Origin of the sequence: Streptomyces sp. NPDC048196, from assembly GCF_040652715.1 — a bacterium.
In the GTDB taxonomy this organism is placed as follows: domain Bacteria; phylum Actinomycetota; class Actinomycetes; order Streptomycetales; family Streptomycetaceae; genus Streptomyces; species Streptomyces siderophoricus.
The window spans coordinates 72,682-90,697 of the sequence record NZ_JBEZMM010000032.1 but is presented as its reverse complement, the minus strand read 5'-3'; the positions used below and the strand labels follow the sequence as shown (position 1 = coordinate 90,697).

Below are 18,016 nucleotides of genomic sequence, written 5' to 3'. Positions count from 1 at the left end.
CCACCCCCACGGGGTGGGGAGGGGCGGGTGGGGCCGGTTGTGTGGACGTAAAGCGTCAGCAGTCCACACAACCGGCCCCGGAGGTCCGTCACCGCACCCACAACCCACCCAGCCCGCCGCAGGCGCAACGGCGAGACCACCCGCGGCGGGAAAGACGGCTACGTACGGGGCGCCGCGAAGCGCGCAACGGCGAGCAAGCCCCGCGGCGGGACGGCCAGGTACCTACGCGGCGCCGCAAAGCGGCAACGGCGGGGAGCCCCGCGGCGGGAAAGTCAGGTACGTGGGGGGAGAGCCCAGCGCAGCGCAAGGCACTCTGAAACCTTGATATGGTTGTCCACGTCGCCGCGGGAAACGCCCCGCGAAGATCACACCTAGTCCGGGTGGCGGAATGGCAGACGCGCTAGCTTGAGGTGCTAGTGCCCTTTATCGGGCGTGGGGGTTCAAGTCCCCCCTCGGACACCACATGAGAACCCCTGGAAACCCCTGGTTGACCAGGGGTTTTCTGTATGTCTGGGGGCGTGGGGGGTGCGTCGGGGGGCGGTCGCGGGAGATGTCGGAAATTATCTGAAAAAGCCACTCCAGGGCTATTCCATCCCCTTTGGTCGGGAGTATCCTGAAGACCGGCCTACGGGGCGAGCGAGGGAGTCCGATTGGAGCGGACCTCGCAACGGGGACTTCGGTTCTCGCCGAGGACGTGAGTGAAGGTCGGGCTGAGAGGCTGAAAGGTCATGCGGACCGGACGGCGACCCCCAAGCACCTGATCCGGACAATGCCGGCGAAGGGAGCCCACCTCGTAGGTCTTTGATGTGCGCGCAAGGGGTGGGCCTGGCGGGCGCGGGGGCGGTCATGTGGCGCGGATCAGGTCGGCGCATTTCTCGCCGATCATCATCGTGGTGATGCACGGGTTCACGGCCGGCAGGAACGGCATGGCCGAGCCGTCGGCCACGCGTAGACCGCTGACGCCCTTGACGCGCAGTTCCGGGTCGAGTGGGGCGGCCGGGTCGTCGGGGGCGCCCATGTGGACCGTGCAGGCGGGGTGGTAGACGGTGTTGTGGGTGGCGCGGACGTAGTCCAGCAGTTCCTCGTCGGAGCGGGCGGAGGGGCCCGGTGCGAGTTCCGGGCCGGCCCAGTCGGCCATCGGGGCCTGGGCGACGATCTCGCGGGCCAGCCGCAGGCCGTGGAGCATCACCCGGACGTCGTGCTCGTGGGTGAAGTAGCGCGGATCGACCCTGGGCTTGTCGCGGAAGTCCCGGGTGCGCAGGCGCACGGTGCCCAGGGAGCGGGCGCGGGTGACGTTCGGGGTGAGGCAGAAGGCGTTCTCCGAGGTGGGGTAGCCGCGGCGGTAGGTGTTCAGGTCGAACGGCACGGAGCCGTAGTGGAACATCAGGTCCGGGCGGTCCAGGCCCGGCTCGGTGTCGGCGAAGATGCCGATCTCCCACCACTGCGTCGACGACGTGACCATCGGCTGCTTGGCCTCCCACATGATCACGCCCTCCGGGTGGTCCTGGAGGTTCGCGCCGACACCGGGGGAGTCGAGCAGGACGTCCACGCCGACGTCGCGGAGGTGGTCGGCCGGGCCGATGCCGGAGAGCATCAGCAGCTTCGGGGTGTCGATGGCGCCGCAGGAGACGATGACCTCGCGGCGGGCGCGTACGCCGTGGGTGCGGATCAGGTCGGGGGCCAGGTAGTCCACGCCGGTGCAGCGGCGGGTGGCGTCGAAGGTCAGGCGCTTGGCCTGGAGGCCGGTGCGTACGTCGAGATTGCGGCGGGTGCCCATGACGGGGTGGAGGTAGGACACCGAGGACGAGGAACGGGTGCCGTCGGGGCGGCAGTTGATCTGGAACCAGTTGGCGCCGCGGACGACGGTCCGGCCGGTGTTGAACGGCGTGGTGGGGATGCCGGACGCCGCGCACGCCTCCAGCAGGGCCACCCCGCAGGGGTCGTGCGGCGGAACGGTGCGCAGGGTGACCGGGCCGGTGCGGCCGTGGTGGTCACCGGGTGCGTCATTGCTCTCCAGGCGGGTGAAGAGGGGGAAGGTGTCCCGGGAGTGCCAGCCCGTGCAGCCCAGCACGGCCCACTCGTCGAGGTCCTCGGCGGGTGCCCAGAAGGCGATGCAGGAATTGTGCGAGGAGCAGCCGCCCAGCACCTTGGCGCGGGCGTGCCGCATGAAGCTGTTGCCGTTCTCCTGCGGCTCGACCGGATAGTCCCAGTCGTAACCGGACTCCAGCAGGCCCATCCAGCGGTCCAGCCGCAGGATGTTGTCGTCGTCGACGTCGCTCGGGCCGGCCTCCAGCAGGCAGACGGTGACCGCGGGGTCCTCGCTGAGCCGGGCCGCCACGACCGCGCCGGCCGTGCCGCCACCGACCACGACGTAGTCGAACTCGTCCGCAGGGATCTCTTGGGACATCGGGCCGTCTCCAGTCAGGGGGAGGGGGAGGAGGGGGTGCCCGGGCCGCCCGGGCCGCCCGGCAGGGTGTCGTCGGGGAGCTCGGCGGCGTGCATGGCCAGCACACCGGTCTTCTTGCGCTGGACGAACCAGTAGTAGGCGAAGCCGCCGAGCGCGACGACGCCGATGAACAGGAACGCGCCCCAGCGCAGGTACCAGTGCTGCGGGCCGGTCGCGTTGTAGACCGCGGCGCGCGGCCAGGCGAGGTTGAGGGACATGCCCGCGCCCCACAGCACCGCGAGGATGTTGACCGGCAGCCCGAACCTTCCCAGCGAGAACTTGCCCTTGAGCGGTGTCCAGTTGCCGCGCAGTCGCTGCACCAGCATCGGCAGCGTCACCGCCAGGTACGCCAGGTAGATCATGATGATCGCGATGCTGGTGATCACCGAGAAGATCTGCGGCTGGTTGACGTTGAGGAACAGGATGCCGACCGCCACCAGCCCGATGATGATCGCGGGCAGCACCGGGGTCTGGAACCGTGGGCTGACCTTGGCCAGCAGCGAGGCGGCCGGCAGGTTGTTGTCCCGGGCCATGGCGAACGCCAGCCGGATGCCCGCGGTGTGCACCGCCAGCTCGCACACCGTGATCGCGATGACCACGCACCACAGCACGATCTGCCCGATCGTCGAACCGAGGGTGGCCAGCACGACGTACTGGAGGCCGTCCACCGACAGCTCCTTGGCGTGCAGGTCCGGTACGGACAGCAGGGCGAAGAGCAGGATCAGCCCGCCGATCAGGAAGGACGCGATCAGGGCCCGCAGGATCGCGCGCGGGGCGTTCCGGCCGGGGTCCTTGGACTCCTCGCCGAGCGAGGAGGCGGTGTCGAAGCCGTACATGACGTACGCCGAGGCCAGGGACGCGGTGAGGAACGCGCCGAAGTAGCCGAGGGTCTCGCCGCTGCCCAGGCCGAAGGTGTCGGTGATCGCGCTCGGACCGCGGGTGATGTGCGCGGCGAGCAGCAGCACCAGGACGATCGCCGCGATCAGCTCGATGGCCACGCCCGCGGAGTTGATCCGGGCCATCAGCTTCACGCCGAAGGCGTTGACCAGGGTGGTGAAGCCGACCAGGACGGTGCCGAGCAGGACGGCGTTGGCGGCCGCGGACTTCCCGGTGCCGTCGCCGATGAACTGGAACCAGGAGGAGATCTGCGGCAGCGTCACCTGATAGGCCAGCGCCACCGCGGACAGCGACACCATCGAGGCGGTCAGCATCAGCCAGCCGCCGAGCCAGCCGATGTGCGGACCGCCCAGCTTCTTGGACCAGTTGTAGATCGAACCGGCCACCGGATACCGGGCGGCCAGCTCGCAGAAGCACAGCGCCACCATCAGCTGGCCGGCGAACACCATCGGCCAGGACCACCAGTAGGCCGGGCCGCCGTGCGCGACACCGAAGTAGAACAGCTGGAAGGTGCCGGTCAGGATGGAGATGTAGCTGATCCCGGCGGCGAAGGTGTGGAAGTTGCCCAGTGTGCGCTTGAGTTCCGGCTTGTAGCCGAGCTCGGCGAGCGAGGCGTCGTCGTGCGCGTGCTCGTCCCCGGGAGCTTGATCGTTCCGGTGTGCTGAGCCGTTCCCGTGTGCTCGGCCGTTCCCGGGGTCCTGGCCCGGCGGGCCCGGCGTGGTCATTCGAACCACCTCTGCGGCCGGGGCGCGGTATTGCGCCACACGTGCTTGGCCTCCTGGTACTCGGCCAGCCCCGCCGGCCCCAGCTCCCGGCCCACCCCGGACTGCTTCATCCCGCCCCACTCCGCCTGCGGTACGTACGGGTGGAAGTCGTTGATCCAGATCGTCCCGGCCCGCAGCCGCGCGGCGACCCGGTGCGCACGCTCGCCGTCCTGCGTCCACACCGCCCCGGCCAGGCCGTAGACCGTGTCGTTGGCGAGCGAGACCGCCTCGTCCTCGTCGCGGAACCGCTCGACGGTCAGCACCGGCCCGAACGACTCGTCGCGGATCACCGACATGTCCGGCGTGCATTCGTCCAGCACCGTCGGCAGGTAGTAGTAGCCGTTCGCCAGCGACGGGTCGTCCGGTGCCGAGCCGCCGCAGAGCAGCACCGCGCCCTCGTCGAGCCCGGCCGCCACGTACGCCTCGACCTTGGCCCGGTGCTCGGCGGAGATCAGCGGGCCGGTGCGGGCGTGCTCGTCGAACGGCCCGCCCAGCCGGATCCGCTGGGCGCGCGAGACCAGTTCGTCCACGAACGCGTCGTGCAGCTCCTCCTGGACCAGCAGCCGGGCGCCCGCCGAGCAGACCTGGCCCGAGTGCAGGAAGACCGCGGTCAGGGCGTAGTCGACCGCGGTGTCGAAGTCCGCGTCCGCGAAGACGATGTTCGGGTTCTTCCCGCCCAGCTCCAGGGCGATCTTCTTCACCGTCGGCGCCGCCGCGGCCATGATCCGCCGCCCGGTGAGCAGCCCGCCGGTGAACGACACCATGTCCACCCGCGGGTCCTCGGTCAGCGGCGCGCCCACCACCGGTCCGGTGCCCAGCACCAGGTTGCCGGCACCGGCCGGCAGCCCGGCCTCGTCCAGCAGCCGCATCAGATGGACGGCGGTGTGCGGGGTGAGCTCGCTGGGCTTCAGCACGAAGGTGTTGCCGGCGGCCAGTGCGGGCGCGACCTTCCACGCGGTCTGCAGCAGCGGATAGTTCCACGGGGTGATCAGGGCGCACACCCCGACCGGCTCGTGCCGCACCGTGCTGTCGGTCTCCGCGATGCCGGTGTCCACCACCCGGTCGGTGCCGCCGGCCGCGGCGAGGTTGCCGAAGTAGCGGAAGCAGTTGGCGATGTCGTCCATGTCGTACTCGCTCTCCACCAGCCGCTTGCCGGTGTCCAGCGATTCCGCCCTGGCCAGCGCGTCCTTGTCGCGCCCCAGCAGCTCGGCGACGCGGAGCACCAGCCGGCCGCGCTCGGCCGCCGGTGTGCGCGGCCAGGGGCCGTCGTCGAAGGCGGTGCGGGCCGCGGTGATCGCCGCGGCGACGTCCTTCGGTCCGCCCTCGTCGACGGTCGCGACCAGCGTGCCGTCCGCCGGACAGCGGATCTCCCGCACCTGCCCGTCGGCCGCTGCGGTCCACTGACCGCCGATGAACAGCTCCGGCATGGTGGTGCCTTTCGTTCTCCGGGCGCTTACGGGGCGGCAGCGCGGGGCACGGCGGACGGTCCGGGGGCGCCCGGCCACCGTCCGGCAGCCGTGCGCACCTCCGTGACGATCACTGCACCGAGCGTAAGACCGCCACCGCGGGTCCGCACGGTGCGAAGGGCCGGCGGGGAGCGGCCGGGACCCGGGCGGGGCCGATGGGGTGACGGCGCGGGCGGACGGGAGAATGGGGCCATGTCCAGCGCGCAGCCAGCACACGAGGAACGGCAGGCTCCGGACCCGTACGAGGAGCATCCGCACGGGGAGGGCCCGCACGTGGAGGGCTCGCACGCGGGGGGCCGGTACGAGGCGGACCCGCACGAGTGGCCGTTCGCACCGGTCCCCGACGTCGCCGGGTACCTGTCGGGACGCTGGAGCATCGAGCGCACCGTGCACGACCTGCGGACCGGCACCGAAGGCCGCTTCCACGGCACCGCCGACTTCCGGCCCGACCCGGCCGGCGGCGCGCTGCTGCACGTGGAGGAGGGGGAGCTGACCTGGGACGGCACGGCCTACCCGGCGAGCCGGACGCTCCGCCTGCGGCCCCGCCCCGACGGCAGCGCCGAGATCGACTTCGCCGACGGCCGCCCCTTCCACGACCTCGACCTCGGCACCGGACAGTGGAATGCCGTCCACCCCTGCGCCGAGGACCGCTACGAGGGCACCTTCACGGTCCGCTCGGCGGACGAGTGGCACCTGGAGTGGCGGGTCACCGGCCCGGCCAAGCGGCAGTTGCTGCGCACGCGGTACCGGCGGACGGCGGGCTGAGCGCGGCGGTCCGTCGTATCCGCCGCCCTTATCCTGGGAGCAAGCAGCCGTCCCCCGTAGTTGCGTTACGGGGGACGGCTGTGGTGTCCGGCTGTCCGTCAGAGGCAGGCCCTCAGGCTGCCGGTGGCGGTCACCCCGCCGCTGGTCGCGGTGTAGGTGGAGGCCAGCACCTGCGTGACGCTGAGGTTGCCGGTGCAGCTGGCGTTACCGCTCGCGTCGGCCACGGCCGTGCACACCGTGCCGCCCAGTACGGAGAAGGTCACCGTCGATCCGGGAGTCGCACCGCTCACGCTGAACGTGGCGTGGGCGAACGCCCAGGGCACCGGCGGGAAGTTCAGCGCGTAGCAGGCCGGCTTCGCCGTCAGGACGGGGAGTCCCACGCCGACGTTCACCGTCCCGGTGCCGGAGACGCCGGTGCAGGTGCAGGCGCCCGAAGAGGAGATCACCGTGGCGGTGACCACGTTGGCGCCGGCCGGCAGCGCGCTGGTGGTCACGCTCGCCTGTCCGGAGGCATTGGTGGTCCCGACCCCCAGGGTGCCACCGGAGGTGGAGAAGACCACCACCGCGCCGGGGACCGGGGCTCCGTTGCAGGTGACGGTGGCGGTGACGGTGACGGGCTGGCCGGCGGTCGGGTTGGCGGGGGTCGAGGAGAAGGTGACCACGCAGTTGGTGGCCGCTGTGACGTTGACGGTTGCGGTGCCGGTGACGCCGACGCAGGTGCAGGTGGTGTTGGCGGCTACCACGGTGGCGACGACGACATTGGCCCCGGCGGGCAGTGCGCTGCTGGTGACGCTGGCCTGTCCGGAGGCATTGGTGGTGCCGGCGCCCAGCTGGAGACTGCCGCCGCCGGAGGTGAAGTTGACGACCGCGCCGGGGACCGCGACGCCGTTGCAGGTGACGGTGGCGGTGACGGTGACGGGCTGGCCGGCGGCCGGGTTGGCGGGGGTGGAGGAGAGGGTGACCACGCAGTTGGTCGCCGCTGTGACGTTGACGGTTGCGGTGCCGGTGACGCCGACGCAGGTGCAGGTGGTGTTGGCGGCCACCACGGTGGCGACGACGACATTGGCCCCGGTCGGCAGTGCGCTGCTGGTGACGCTGGCCTGTCCGGAGGCATCGGTGGTGCCGGCGCCCAGCTGGAGACTGCCGCCGCCGGAGACGAAGGTGACCACCGCGCCGGGAACCGGAACGCCGTTGCAGGTGACGGTGGCGGTGACGGTGACGGGCTGGCCCGCGGTCGGGTTGGCGGGGGTCGAGGAGAGGGTGACCACGCAGTTGGTCGCCGCTGCGACGTTCACCGTCGCGGTGCCGGTGGCGCCGACGCAGGTGCAGGTGCTGTTGGCGGAGACCACGGTGGCGGTCACGACGTTGGCGCCTGCCGGCAGCGCGCTGCTGGTCACGCTCGCCTGACCGGAGGCATCGGTGGTGCCGAGCCCCAGCGCGACGCCGCCGTTCGAGGTGAAGACCACCGACGCCCCGGGTACCGCGACCCCGTTGCAGGTGACGGTGGCGGTGACGGTGACGGGCTGGCCGGCGGCCGGGTTGGCGGGGGTGGACGACACCGTGACCACACAGGTCGACGGGGTCACGGTGAGTGTCGCCACGCTGGTTCCGCTTGTCACGCCGGTGGCGACCACCAGCCCCGAGGTGGTCGCGGTGAAGGACACGGTCGCGTTGCCATTGGCGTCGGCGACCACCGTCTGCGCGGGTTGCGCGTCGTAGGTGACGGTGATCGTGTCGCCCGCGTTGGCCCCGGTGATCGTGGCCGTGAAGGTCTGGCCCGCCGTGACGGTAGGCGGGGTCAGGGTGATGATGAGCGCCATGTTTGGACAGCCCCTTTCGAAGGCTCCGCTAAGGAGGTGGGGCCGTCGCGCGGCACAGTTCAGAACCCTGTGCCGATCGCGTTCTCCTGCCGGGGGTGCCCTGAAGAAGCACAGCGGACTGCGTCGTGCAGCAGCCGTCCGTGGTCCCCGCCAGGGGATGGGCACCCACCGTCGGTACCACTCATTGAAGCGACCGGCCGCACGCAGGACCACGGACGGGGCACGAAGCAACCCGATTGGCGGAGCGTGCGTCGGCGTGTCCGTGACGACGGCAGGTACCAGATGGGGTAAAGGGGTTCGGCTCTGCGGCCGCCGCTAGTCGCGCGGCTTGACCGCCCGCAGCGCGTACAGCAGCGGAATGAACGGCTCCGACGGCGGCAGCCGCCACCAGCCGTTCTCCGCCGGCACCATGGCGTCGAACCGCTTCCAGGGCAGCAGCTCGGTCTCCCGCACCAGTTGGACGGCCAGACCGGCGCCGGTCACGGCCGTGATCACCTCGCCGATACCGTGCCGCCACTCGTAACTCGTGGTGGCGCCGCGCACCGGCGGCCCGTCGGTGTAGGTGTGCGGCGTATCGCTCCGGAGGGCGCCGCGGCCGCCCAGGTAGTCGTGGCGCAGCCGGAGGTCCTGCCGTTCCGGGTCCGGCGTCGGACCGAGGGCGTCCAGCAGCGGGTGGAACTCCACCAGGTAGAACGTCCCGCCGGGCCGGAGCAGGGCGCTGACGATCCCCGCCCACGCGGCGAGGTCCGGCAGATAGCACAGCGCGCCCTTGCCGGTGTAGACCACGTCGAAGCGGCGGCCGCCCAGCGCGGACACCGCGTCGTGCACGTCCGCCCGCACGAACTCCATGTCCCGGCCCGCCTCATCGGCCAGCCGCCGGGCCTCCCGCACCGCCGCGGCCGAGAAGTCCAGGCCCACGGTGCGCGCCGCGCCCCGGTCGGCGAACGCGGCCGTCTCGGTGCCCAGATGACACTGCAGATGCAGCACGTCCCGCCCGGCGAGCTCACCCAGATCCGCCCACTCGAACGGCGCGAACCAGTGCTCGGCGGTCCGCGAACCGTCCAGGCCGTAGAACTCGCTGGCCACATGGACCGGGGTCCGGGCGTCCCAGTTGGCCCGGTTGGCGCGGATCATCTCCTCGACGCCGGGAGCCGGGTGCCGCACTGCCGGCCGCGGCGGTATCGGCCCGGCGTCCCCCTGCTCACCGCTGTTCCCGGATGCATTCGTCGCGATGGTCATCCCTCCCTTCTACCGGCCACGCGGAAGGGCCACCAGACGGGACGGCCGGAACCGTGCGCCGGTGGCCGGCGGGGAGGGTCACCCGTCCCGCGGTGAGCGTCGCCAGCCGCGGCGCCTGGTCGGCGAGCACGTCGTCCGCCGTGGTCACCACGCAGCAGAACCGCCGCTCGCCCCACAGCCGTACGAACAGCTCCACCAGCTCGGCGTGCTCCCGGGCGCCCAGTAAGGCGGTCGGCCGGTCCGCCAGCAGCACCGACGGCCGCTTCACCAGTGCCCGCGCCAGCGCCACCCGCCGCCGCATCGCGTCCGTCAACTCGGCCGGAAACGCATGCAGTTGACTGCCCAGACCGACCTCCGCCAGGGCCTCGGCGGCGAGCTCCTGACGGTCGGTGGGCCGCAGCCGCAGCGGGACCAGCGCGCCCGCCACGTTCTGCCCCGCGGTGAGCCCCGGGACGAGACCGTTCTCCGCGCCGCGGACCACCCCGATCGACTCGGTCCGGATCCGGGCCAGCCGGGACTCGGCGACGGTGGCCAGATCCGTGCCGTCGAGGACCACGCTGCCCCGGACCGGCCGCTCCCGCCCGCCGAGGACCCGCAGCAGCGCCGCCGGGCCCGCCCCCGCCGGACCGTGTACGACCAGCGCACCGCCGTCCTCGACGTACAGATCGGCACCGTCCAGGGCGCGCACCGCCACCCCGTCCCGGCCGCTCCGGCAGCGCGTGGTCACACCGGTCAGGTGGTACATGGTGGCTCTCCTCCGGCCGCCGGGCGGGCCCGCGACGCGCCTGCGCCGACCGTAGGAAAAGGCTGTGACCGGGCGATAAGCGGCGGGTGAGAGCGTGATGAGAATCGGCGGCGCTGCGGGCGCCCCCCGCCGGGGCCGGGAACCACTGACGAGACGTAAGAACCCTTGCCGCTCACCTGCAACAGCCGCCACTCCATAGGTATGTTGGACTGCGCGGCGTGGTCGTTCCGACACGGAACGGCGCCATTGCTGCGCCATGGCCCTGCCGTGGCCGAGGGCTGTCGAAGCGACGGGAAAGTGTCGAATGAGCCAAGAATCAGCACCGCAGTCCAGCACCGTCGACGTCACCGTCCCCAGCGTCGCGCGGATGTACGACTACTACCTCGGCGGCAAGGACAACTACGCCGTCGACCGCGAGGCCTGCGAACAGCTGAGCAAGGTCGTGCCGAGCACCCAGGTGCTGGCCCTCAACAACCGCCGCTTCCTGCAGCGGGTGGTGCGCTGGCTGGCCACCGAACACGGCATCCGGCAGTTCATCGACCACGGCTCAGGCCTGCCGACCCAGGACAACGTCCACCAGGTCGCCCAGCGCGTCGACCCGGAGGCCCGGGTGGTGTACGTCGACAACGACCCCATCGTGCTGGCGCACGGCCGGGCCCTGCTGGAGGAGAACGCCAACACCGCGGTGATCCAGGCCGACATGCGGGACACCGACGGCATCTTCGACAGCCCGGAGGTGACGCGGCTGATCGACTTCGACCGGCCGGTCGCCGCGCTGTTCGTCTCCGTGCTCCACTGCATCCCGGACTCCGACGACCCGGGCGGACTGATCAAGCGGGTCGCCGACCGGCTGGCCCCGGGCAGCTTCCTGGTGGTGTGCCAGCTGGTCAGCGAGGACGCGGCGACCCGTGACTTCGTCACCAACTTCATGGCCGAGCAGACCCACGGCCAGTGGGGCCGGGTGCGGCAGGCGCACGAACTTGCCGGATTCCTGGACGGGTTGGAGATCGAGGAGCCCGGGCTGGTGGAGGTCTCGACCTGGAAGCCGGACGCGGACATCGGCCCCAAGCAGCTGACCCTGGAGTGGATCGAGTACGGCGGGGTCGCCCGCAAGGTCTGATGTACCGGGCCCGGACGGCGACGAGCGGCAAAGGGCCCACCCGGGCGCCCCGCCGCTCGTCGCCGGATCAGACCTATGTGGGCGGTATCAGATCTCCTTGAGCATCCGCTCCAGCATCGCCAGCGACTCGCGCGGTGATTCCGACTGGGCGCTGAGGCGGTCCATCACCGCCAGGTAGTGGTCGACGTCATCGCGCTTGTCCAGATACAGCGCACTGGTCAGCTGCTCCAGATAGACGATGTCCGGCAGATCCGGCTCCAGGAAGCGCAGGATCGTGATCGGACCACCGGCCGCCGCCAGACCGCCGAGGCTGAACGGCGCGATCTGCAGCGTGACGTTCGGCAGCTCGGACATCGTCAGCAGATGTCTCAGCTGGCCCGCCATCACCTCGCGGCCGCCCAGCGGACGGCGCAGCGTGGCCTCGTCGAGCACCGCCCACACCCGCGGCGCATCCGGCAGCGTCAGCAGTTCCTGCCGCTGCACGCGCAGCCGCACCCGCCGCTCGATCTCCTCGGGCGTCGACCGCGGATGGCCGAGCTGCGCCACCGCGCGGGCGTAGTCCGCGGTCTGCAACAGGCCCGGCACGAACTGCACTTCATAGGTGCGGATCACCGACGCGGCCTCTTCCAGGCCGAGATGGGTCTCGAACCAGCCGGGCAGCACATCGCCGTACTGGTGCCACCAGCCCGGACTGCTGGTCCGGCGGGCCAGTTTGAGGAAGTCGTCACGGACCGCGTCGTCCGTGACGCCGTAGAGCGTCAGCAGATCGGCGACGTCCCGCTCCTTGCAGCTGACCCGGCCGAGCTCCAGGCGGCTGATCTTCGCGTGGGAACCGCGGATGGCGTCCCCGGCGGCCTCCCGGGTGACGCCGGCCGCCTCGCGCAGCCGGCGCAACTGCGTGCCCAGCACGATCCGCAGGACCGTCGGACCGCCCCGCGGATGGTCGAGATACCGGCGCAGGGACTGACCGCTGCTCGGCTGCGCCTCACTCATGCTGACTCCCTGACTCCCCTGAGTGGTCGGGCGAACGCCCAGTGTCCCATCGCGCCAAGTGTTCGTACAGTCAGGGCGACTATCCGAACGACATATGCGCCAATCTCGGCGGCATATGCCGCCGGTGCGTCAGACGAGGTCGTCGAAGTCGCCGTCCTTGGCGCCCTGGACGAAGGCCGCCATCTCGTCGCGGGTGTAGATCAGCGCCGGCCCGGAGGTGAACCGGGAGTTGCGCACGGCCACCCCGCCGTCCGAAAGGACGGCCAGCTCAACGCAGTTGCCGCTGGGGTTGCTGCGGCGGCTCTTGCGCCAGACGACGCCCTCGATGCGGGTCGCCTGCATGCCGTTGGTCACCGACTCCATCAGACCTGCTCCCTTGCTGGAGGACATCCCTCCGACCGATCCCGAGCCCGCGATCACGGTGGCGTGAACGAGCCCCTGAGCGACCGTCCTTACCGATGTAATTGCAGATGCACTTGCACCGGGCGACGGCTGCCGAGGATATTAGCTCTCCAAGGCAGTCCGGCCCAGCCCCGAAATCGCCCTCGCGGAGATCTTGATGACCGCTCATCCGGCAGAGACCGTGCACGACGCCCTTCCAGAGGAAGCGTTCGAGGAGAGCTGGTGGATGCCCGCCCCCGACGGTTTCGCCGCCTGCGCCCTCAGCAGCTGTGCGCAGACCGTGGCGGAGGCCCGCCGCTTCACCCGGGCGACCCTCACCGGCTGGCAACTGGCCGCGGACGTGACCGAGAACGCGGCGCTGGTCGTCACCGAACTCGTCAGCAACGCCCTGCGCCACGGCATCCGGACGGGGGAGCCGGACGCGGTACCGGTCGCCCACGGGTTCTGCTTGGTGCCCGCGCCGGTCTGCCCGGCCTGGCTCGCCCTGACCCGGCAGGAGACCGCCGTACTGTGCGCCGTATCCGACGGCGGCACCGACGCCCCCGTCGTACGGACCGCCGACCCGCTGGCGGAATCCGGCCGCGGGCTGCACCTCGTCGACCGGCTGAGCGACGCCTGGGGCTGGACCCCGCCGGACCACTCGGGCAAGACGGTGTGGGCCACGGTGCCGCTGCGCGGCTGAGCCGCCGTTCCCCGCTCTCCGGGAGCCGCCCTGTGTGATCATTTCCGGGTCGCCGCCGTCCGACCCGAAGGCCCGAGGAACCGATGGATCTGCTGTCCCTGCGGTACTTCCGGGTCGTCGCGCGCCGGGAACACATCAGCCGGGCCGCCGAGGAACTCCGGGTGGCCCAGCCCTCGGTGAGCCGGACCATCGCCCGCCTCGAAGCCGAACTGGGCCTGCCGCTCTTCGACCGGCAGGGCCGGACCATCCGGCTCAACCGCCACGGCGCCGCCTTCCTCGCCCGGGTGGAACGGGCCCTGGACGAACTCGACGACGCCCGCCGGGAGATGGCCGACGCCGCGGGGCTCGACAACGGCAGCGTCACCATCGCCGCCGAGACCCTGCTGCCGCTGACCGAACTGCTGGCCGGCTTCCGCGCCGCCCACCCCGACGTGACCGTCCGCTGCTTCCAGTCCACCCCCGACCTGATGCGCGAACACCTGCGCACCCGCGAGGTGGACTTCTGCGTCGCCTCGCAGCCGCTGACCGGCGCCGGGCTCGGCGCGGTGCGGCTGCTGGACGAGGAGGTGCTGCTCGCGGTCCCGGCGGCCCATCCGCTGGCCGCCCGGGAACGGGTGACGGTGGCCGACCTCGCCGACGAGCCCTTCATCACCACCCGCCCCGGACACTGGCAACGCGCCCTGCTGGAGCGGCTGTTCACCCCCCTCGACCGCCGCCCGGTCATCGGCTGCGAGGGCGACGAACCCGGCGCCACCCACTTCCTCGTCATCGCCGGCCTCGGCATCGGCCTGATGCCCTCCATCGCCCGCGCCGACCTGACCGCCGCCCCGCTGGCCTGGCTGCGCATCGACGCCCCCGACTGCGTACGGGTCCTGAGCCTGGTGCGCCGCGAGGACGGCTACCTCTCCGCGGCGGCCGCCCGCTTCCGCGACCTCGCCGTCGCCCACTTCGCCGAACGGGCCCGACAGGCGCGCGGAATGCTCTAGGACTTTGGGGCGAACGGACCGGTGCCGTACCCGTGCAGGGTGATCGCCACCTCGTGGGCCGCAGGGCAGTCCGCCGGCGAGGGCAGGAAGTCCCGGCAACCGGCGGCCAGTCGGCGCAGCACGCCCTGCTGACAGGCCAGCGCCAGCCGGTCCGCCTCGACGGCCGACAGCCGCACCCCCGGCCGCAGCTCGACATGGACGACCGGCCGGGACTCCAGCTCACCGCCGGCCGGCGCCACACAGAACCCCTCGATCAGCCCGGCCAGCGGATTGTCCTCGTACAGCCCGTGTGCGACGTCCTGCGGATTGATGATGGCCCCCAGGGAAGATGCCGAAAACGTCCGTCCATGCGTCATCGACATACTCGGGGCCCGGCACGGGGCCGTCATGAGCTGAGCTACTCAGGTGTCCGGGTGAGTATTCCGGCCGGACGCTCGCTACGCCTCCCCGGCCGCCGGGTCCGCCAGGCCGAACGCGGACAGCAGCCGTTCGGCCGCCAGCGTCGCGGTGATCTCACCGTCCCGCACCGCCCGCTCGACCTCCGGGCCCAGCCGGCGCACCTCGGGATGCTCCTGGAGGCGGTCGATGAGCCGTTCGCGGACCATCGACCAGGTCCAGTCGACCTGCTGGGTGCGGCGCCGCTCGGCCAGCGCACCGGTCGATTCGAGCAGGGTGCGGTGCTGCTCGACGCGTTCCCAGACCGCCTTCAGACCGGTGCCCTCGCGGGCGCTGCAGGTCAGCACCGGCGGCGTCCACACCGCGTCCGCCGGCTGCAACAGCCGTAGCGCACCGGCGAGTTCGCGGGCCGCGGAGCGGGCGTCCCGCTCGTGCGGACCGTCGGCCTTGTTCACCGACACCAGGTCCGCCAGCTCCAGCACGCCCTTCTTGATGCCCTGGAGCTGGTCGCCGGTGCGGGCCAGGGTCAGCAGCAGGAACGTGTCGACCATGTTGGCCACGGTCGTCTCCGACTGGCCGACACCCACCGTCTCCACCAGCACCACGTCGTAGCCCGCGGCCTCCATCACGACGATGGACTCGCGGGTGGCGCGCGCCACCCCGCCCAGCGTCCCGGACGTGGGGGAGGGGCGCACGAACGCCGCCGGGTCGGTCGCCAGCCGCTCCATCCGGGTCTTGTCACCCAGGATGGAGCCGCCGGTCCGGCTGGACGACGGGTCGACGGCGAGCACCGCCACCCGATGCCCCATCCCGGTCAGCAGCGACCCCAGCGCGTCGATGAAGGTCGACTTGCCGACACCGGGCACCCCGCTGATGCCCACCCGGCGGGCCGCACCGGAGTACGGCAGCAGCTCGACCAGCAGCCGCTGCGCCGCCGCCCGGTGGTCGGCGCGGGTGGACTCGACCAGGGTGACGGCCCGGGCGATCCAGGCCCGGGAACCCGCCCGGACCCCTTCGGCGTACCGTTCGACGTCGATCGTCGCAGGCATGTCCCCCCGCTCTACAGCTCGTGGCCGAGGACCGACGCCAGGTCCTTCACCAGGTCGTGCGCGGCGTCCGGGATCACCGTGCCGGGCAGGAACACCGCGGCCGCGCCCATGTCGCGCAGCGGCTGCACGTCCTGCGGCGGGATCACCCCGCCCACCACGATCGTGATGTCCTCCCGCTCCTCCGCCGCCAGCGCCTCCTTCAGCGCCGGCACCAGGGTGAGGTGACCGGCGGCAAGGGAGGACACCCCGACGATGTGCACATCCGCCTCGACCGCCTGGCGGGCCACCTCGGCCGGGGTCTGGAACAGCGGGCCGACGTCCACGTCGAAGCCCAGGTCGGCGAAGGCCGTGGCGATCACCTTCTGGCCGCGGTCATGGCCGTCCTGGCCCATCTTGGCCACCAGGATGCGCGGCCGGCGTCCCTCGGCCCGCTCGAACTCGGCCACCAGCGTCCGGGTGCGCTCCACACCGGAGGAGGGGCCCGCTTCGTCTCGGTACACACCCGAGATCGTACGGATCTGGCCGGAGTGCCGCCCGTAGACCTCCTCCAGGGCGTCCGAGATCTCCCCGACGGTCGCCTTGGCCCGGGCCGCGTCCACCGCCAGCGCCAGCAGATTGCCCTCAAGTCCCTTGCCGGGACCGGACTTCGCCGCCGCGGTCAGCGCCCGCAGCGCGTCCTGGCAGGCCGCCTCGTCGCGCTCGGCCCGCAGCCGCTTGAGCTTCTCGATCTGCTGGGCGCGGACCGCGGAGTTGTCGACCTTGAGGACGTCGATCTCCTCGTCGCTGGCCACCCGGTACTTGTTGACGCCGATCAGCGCCTGCCGCCCGGAGTCGATCCGCGCCTGGGTACGGGCCGCGGCCTCCTCCACCCGCAGCTTCGGGATGCCCGCGTCGATCGCCTTGGCCATCCCGCCGGCCGCCTCGACCTCCTCGATGTGCTGCCAGGCCCGGCGCGCCAGGTCGTACGTGAGCTTCTCGACGTAGGCGCTGCCGCCCCACGGGTCGATCACCCGGCAGGTGCCCGACTCCTGCTGGAGGAACAGTTGGGTGTTCCGGGCGATCCGCGCCGAGAAGTCGGTGGGCAGGGCGAGCGCCTCGTCGAGGGCGTTGGTGTGCAGCGACTGGGTGTGACCCTGGGTCGCCGCCATCGCCTCCACACACGTCCGGGTGACGTTGTTGAACACGTCCTGCGCGGTCAGCGACCAGCCCGAGGTCTGCGAATGGGTACGCAGGGACAGCGACTTGGGGTTCTTCGGTTCGAACTTCTGGACCAGCCGCGCCCACAGCAGCCGGGCCGCGCGCAGCTTGGCGATCTCCATGAAGAAGTTCATGCCGATCGCCCAGAAGAACGACAGCCGCGGCGCGAACGCGTCCACGTCCATCCCGGCCGCCAGCCCCGCCCGCAGGTACTCCACCCCGTCCGCGAGGGTGTACGCCAGCTCCAGGTCGGCCGTCGCACCGGCCTCCTGGATGTGGTAGCCGGAGATCGAGATGGAGTTGTAGCGCGGCATCTTCTGCGAGGTGTACGCGAAGATGTCGGAGATGATCCGCATCGACGGCTGCGGCGGATAGATGTAGGTGTTGCGGACCATGAACTCCTTGAGGATGTCGTTCTGAATGGTCCCGGCCAGCTTCTCGGGCGGTACGCCCTGCTCCTCGGCGGCCACGATGTACAGCGCCAGCACGGGCAGCACCGCGCCGTTCATCGTCATCGACACCGTCATCTTGTCCAGCGGGATGCCCTCGAAGAGCTGCCGCATGTCGTAGATCGAGTCGATGGCGACACCCGCCATGCCGACGTCACCGGTCACCCGCGGGTGGTCGCTGTCGTAGCCGCGGTGGGTGGGCAGGTCGAAGGCGACCGACAGGCCCTTCTGACCGGCCGCCAGATTGCGGCGGTAGAAGGCGTTGGACTCCTCCGCGGTGGAGAAGCCGGCGTACTGCCGGATCGTCCAGGGCTGGTTGACGTACATCGTCGGGTACGGGCCGCGCAGGTACGGCGCGATGCCCGGGTACGTGCCCAGGAAGTCGACGCCCGCCAGATCGTCCTCGGTGTACAGCGGCTTGACGTCGATGCCCTCCGGCGTCTCCCACGTCAGGTCCGCAACTCCCTTGCCGGTGGCGGCCTCCACGGCCTGGGCCCACTGCTCCGCCCCGGCCGCGCCGTCCACCGCGGCCGGTCCGCCCAGCTCGATCGTGCTGAAGTCCGGGATGGCGCCGGCCTGTTGCGTTGCTTCCTGCATCTC

15 protein-coding genes, 1 tRNA gene and 1 riboswitch are annotated in these 18,016 nt (G+C 71.5%); of the genes, 5 read left to right on the top strand and 11 right to left on the bottom strand.

What is annotated here, in order from left to right:
• Window positions 1-374 precede the first annotated feature (374 nt).
• Window positions 375-462: transfer RNA gene (locus tag AB0E02_RS26915), tRNA-Leu, on the top strand.
• Between the two features lie 166 nt (window positions 463-628).
• Window positions 629-801, top strand: a riboswitch (TPP riboswitch).
• Between the two features lie 43 nt (window positions 802-844).
• Here AB0E02_RS26915 and AB0E02_RS26910 read toward each other — a convergent pair.
• Genes AB0E02_RS26910 through AB0E02_RS26900 form a run of 3 tightly spaced genes read right to left on the bottom strand, consistent with a single transcriptional unit; the run spans window position 845 to window position 5,534 of the window.
• Entirely contained in the window at window positions 845-2,407 is a 1,563-nt protein-coding gene (locus AB0E02_RS26910) for a GMC family oxidoreductase N-terminal domain-containing protein (protein WP_362143332.1), read from the bottom strand.
• Between the two features lie 14 nt (window positions 2,408-2,421).
• A complete protein-coding gene (locus AB0E02_RS26905) occupies window positions 2,422-4,068 on the bottom strand; it encodes an APC family permease (RefSeq protein ID WP_362143330.1) in 1,647 nt (548 codons plus the stop codon).
• A complete protein-coding gene (locus AB0E02_RS26900) occupies window positions 4,065-5,534 on the bottom strand; it encodes an aldehyde dehydrogenase family protein (protein ID WP_030415345.1) in 1,470 nt (489 codons plus the stop codon). Before AB0E02_RS26900 ends, AB0E02_RS26905 begins: the two co-directional genes overlap by 4 nt.
• Before the next feature lie 396 nt (window positions 5,535-5,930).
• Here AB0E02_RS26900 and AB0E02_RS26895 point away from each other — a divergent pair, with 396 nt between their 5' ends.
• The gene (locus AB0E02_RS26895; protein ID WP_362143348.1) at window positions 5,931-6,338 is read left to right on the top strand and encodes a DUF6314 family protein; all 408 of its coding nucleotides are present in this window, start codon (window positions 5,931-5,933) and stop codon (window positions 6,336-6,338) included.
• Between the two features lie 98 nt (window positions 6,339-6,436).
• Here the strand turns inward: AB0E02_RS26895 and AB0E02_RS26890 are convergent, their stop codons facing one another.
• The 3 genes from AB0E02_RS26890 to AB0E02_RS26880 all read right to left on the bottom strand — a co-directional run bounded on the left by AB0E02_RS26890 (window position 6,437) and on the right by AB0E02_RS26880 (window position 10,142).
• On the bottom strand, window positions 6,437-8,158 hold the full coding sequence (locus AB0E02_RS26890) for an Ig-like domain repeat protein (RefSeq protein ID WP_362143328.1): 1,722 nt from the start codon (window positions 8,156-8,158) through the stop codon (window positions 6,437-6,439).
• Window positions 8,159-8,473: 315 nt separating this feature from the next.
• Entirely contained in the window at window positions 8,474-9,292 is an 819-nt protein-coding gene (locus AB0E02_RS26885; protein WP_362143346.1) for a class I SAM-dependent methyltransferase, read from the bottom strand.
• A 67-nt stretch (window positions 9,293-9,359) separates the two neighbouring features.
• A complete protein-coding gene (locus AB0E02_RS26880) occupies window positions 9,360-10,142 on the bottom strand; it encodes an ATP-binding cassette domain-containing protein (protein WP_362143326.1) in 783 nt (260 codons plus the stop codon).
• Between the two features lie 304 nt (window positions 10,143-10,446).
• Here AB0E02_RS26880 and AB0E02_RS26875 point away from each other — a divergent pair, with 304 nt between their 5' ends.
• Entirely contained in the window at window positions 10,447-11,262 is an 816-nt protein-coding gene (locus AB0E02_RS26875) for an SAM-dependent methyltransferase (protein WP_362143325.1), read from the top strand.
• A gap of 87 nt (window positions 11,263-11,349) precedes the next feature.
• Here AB0E02_RS26875 and AB0E02_RS26870 read toward each other — a convergent pair whose 3' ends face one another.
• Both AB0E02_RS26870 and AB0E02_RS26865 read right to left on the bottom strand, forming a co-directional pair.
• Entirely contained in the window at window positions 11,350-12,255 is a 906-nt protein-coding gene (locus AB0E02_RS26870; RefSeq protein ID WP_362143324.1) for a helix-turn-helix transcriptional regulator, read from the bottom strand.
• Between the two features lie 129 nt (window positions 12,256-12,384).
• Window positions 12,385-12,618 carry a DUF397 domain-containing protein gene (locus AB0E02_RS26865; RefSeq protein ID WP_030815120.1) on the bottom strand — a complete coding sequence of 78 codons (234 nt, stop codon included), beginning with the start codon at window positions 12,616-12,618 and terminating at the stop codon, window positions 12,385-12,387.
• Between the two features lie 196 nt (window positions 12,619-12,814).
• On the opposite strand from AB0E02_RS26865, the gene AB0E02_RS26860 reads away from it, so the two are divergent.
• Complete coding sequence (locus tag AB0E02_RS26860; protein ID WP_362143322.1) at window positions 12,815-13,339, top strand: ATP-binding protein; 525 nt, start codon at window positions 12,815-12,817, stop codon at window positions 13,337-13,339.
• An 83-nt stretch (window positions 13,340-13,422) separates the two neighbouring features.
• On the top strand, window positions 13,423-14,325 hold the full coding sequence (locus tag AB0E02_RS26855) for a LysR substrate-binding domain-containing protein (RefSeq protein WP_362143321.1): 903 nt from the start codon (window positions 13,423-13,425) through the stop codon (window positions 14,323-14,325).
• Here the strand turns inward: AB0E02_RS26855 and AB0E02_RS26850 are convergent.
• The 3 genes from AB0E02_RS26850 to scpA all read right to left on the bottom strand — a co-directional run bounded on the left by AB0E02_RS26850 (window position 14,322) and on the right by scpA (window position 18,013).
• Window positions 14,322-14,681 carry a coenzyme f390 synthetase gene (locus tag AB0E02_RS26850; RefSeq protein ID WP_362143320.1) on the bottom strand — a complete coding sequence of 120 codons (360 nt, stop codon included), beginning with the start codon at window positions 14,679-14,681 and terminating at the stop codon, window positions 14,322-14,324. The two genes, AB0E02_RS26855 and AB0E02_RS26850, sit on opposite strands and share 4 nt — an antisense overlap.
• A gap of 81 nt (window positions 14,682-14,762) precedes the next feature.
• Window positions 14,763-15,770 (bottom strand): methylmalonyl Co-A mutase-associated GTPase MeaB, encoded by a 1,008-nt coding sequence (gene meaB, locus AB0E02_RS26845; RefSeq protein ID WP_362143318.1) that lies wholly within the window; start codon window positions 15,768-15,770, stop codon window positions 14,763-14,765.
• 11 nt (window positions 15,771-15,781) lie between these two features.
• Window positions 15,782-18,013 (bottom strand): methylmalonyl-CoA mutase, encoded by a 2,232-nt coding sequence (gene scpA / locus AB0E02_RS26840; protein ID WP_362143344.1) that lies wholly within the window; start codon window positions 18,011-18,013, stop codon window positions 15,782-15,784.
• Window positions 18,014-18,016: the final 3 nt, after the last annotated feature.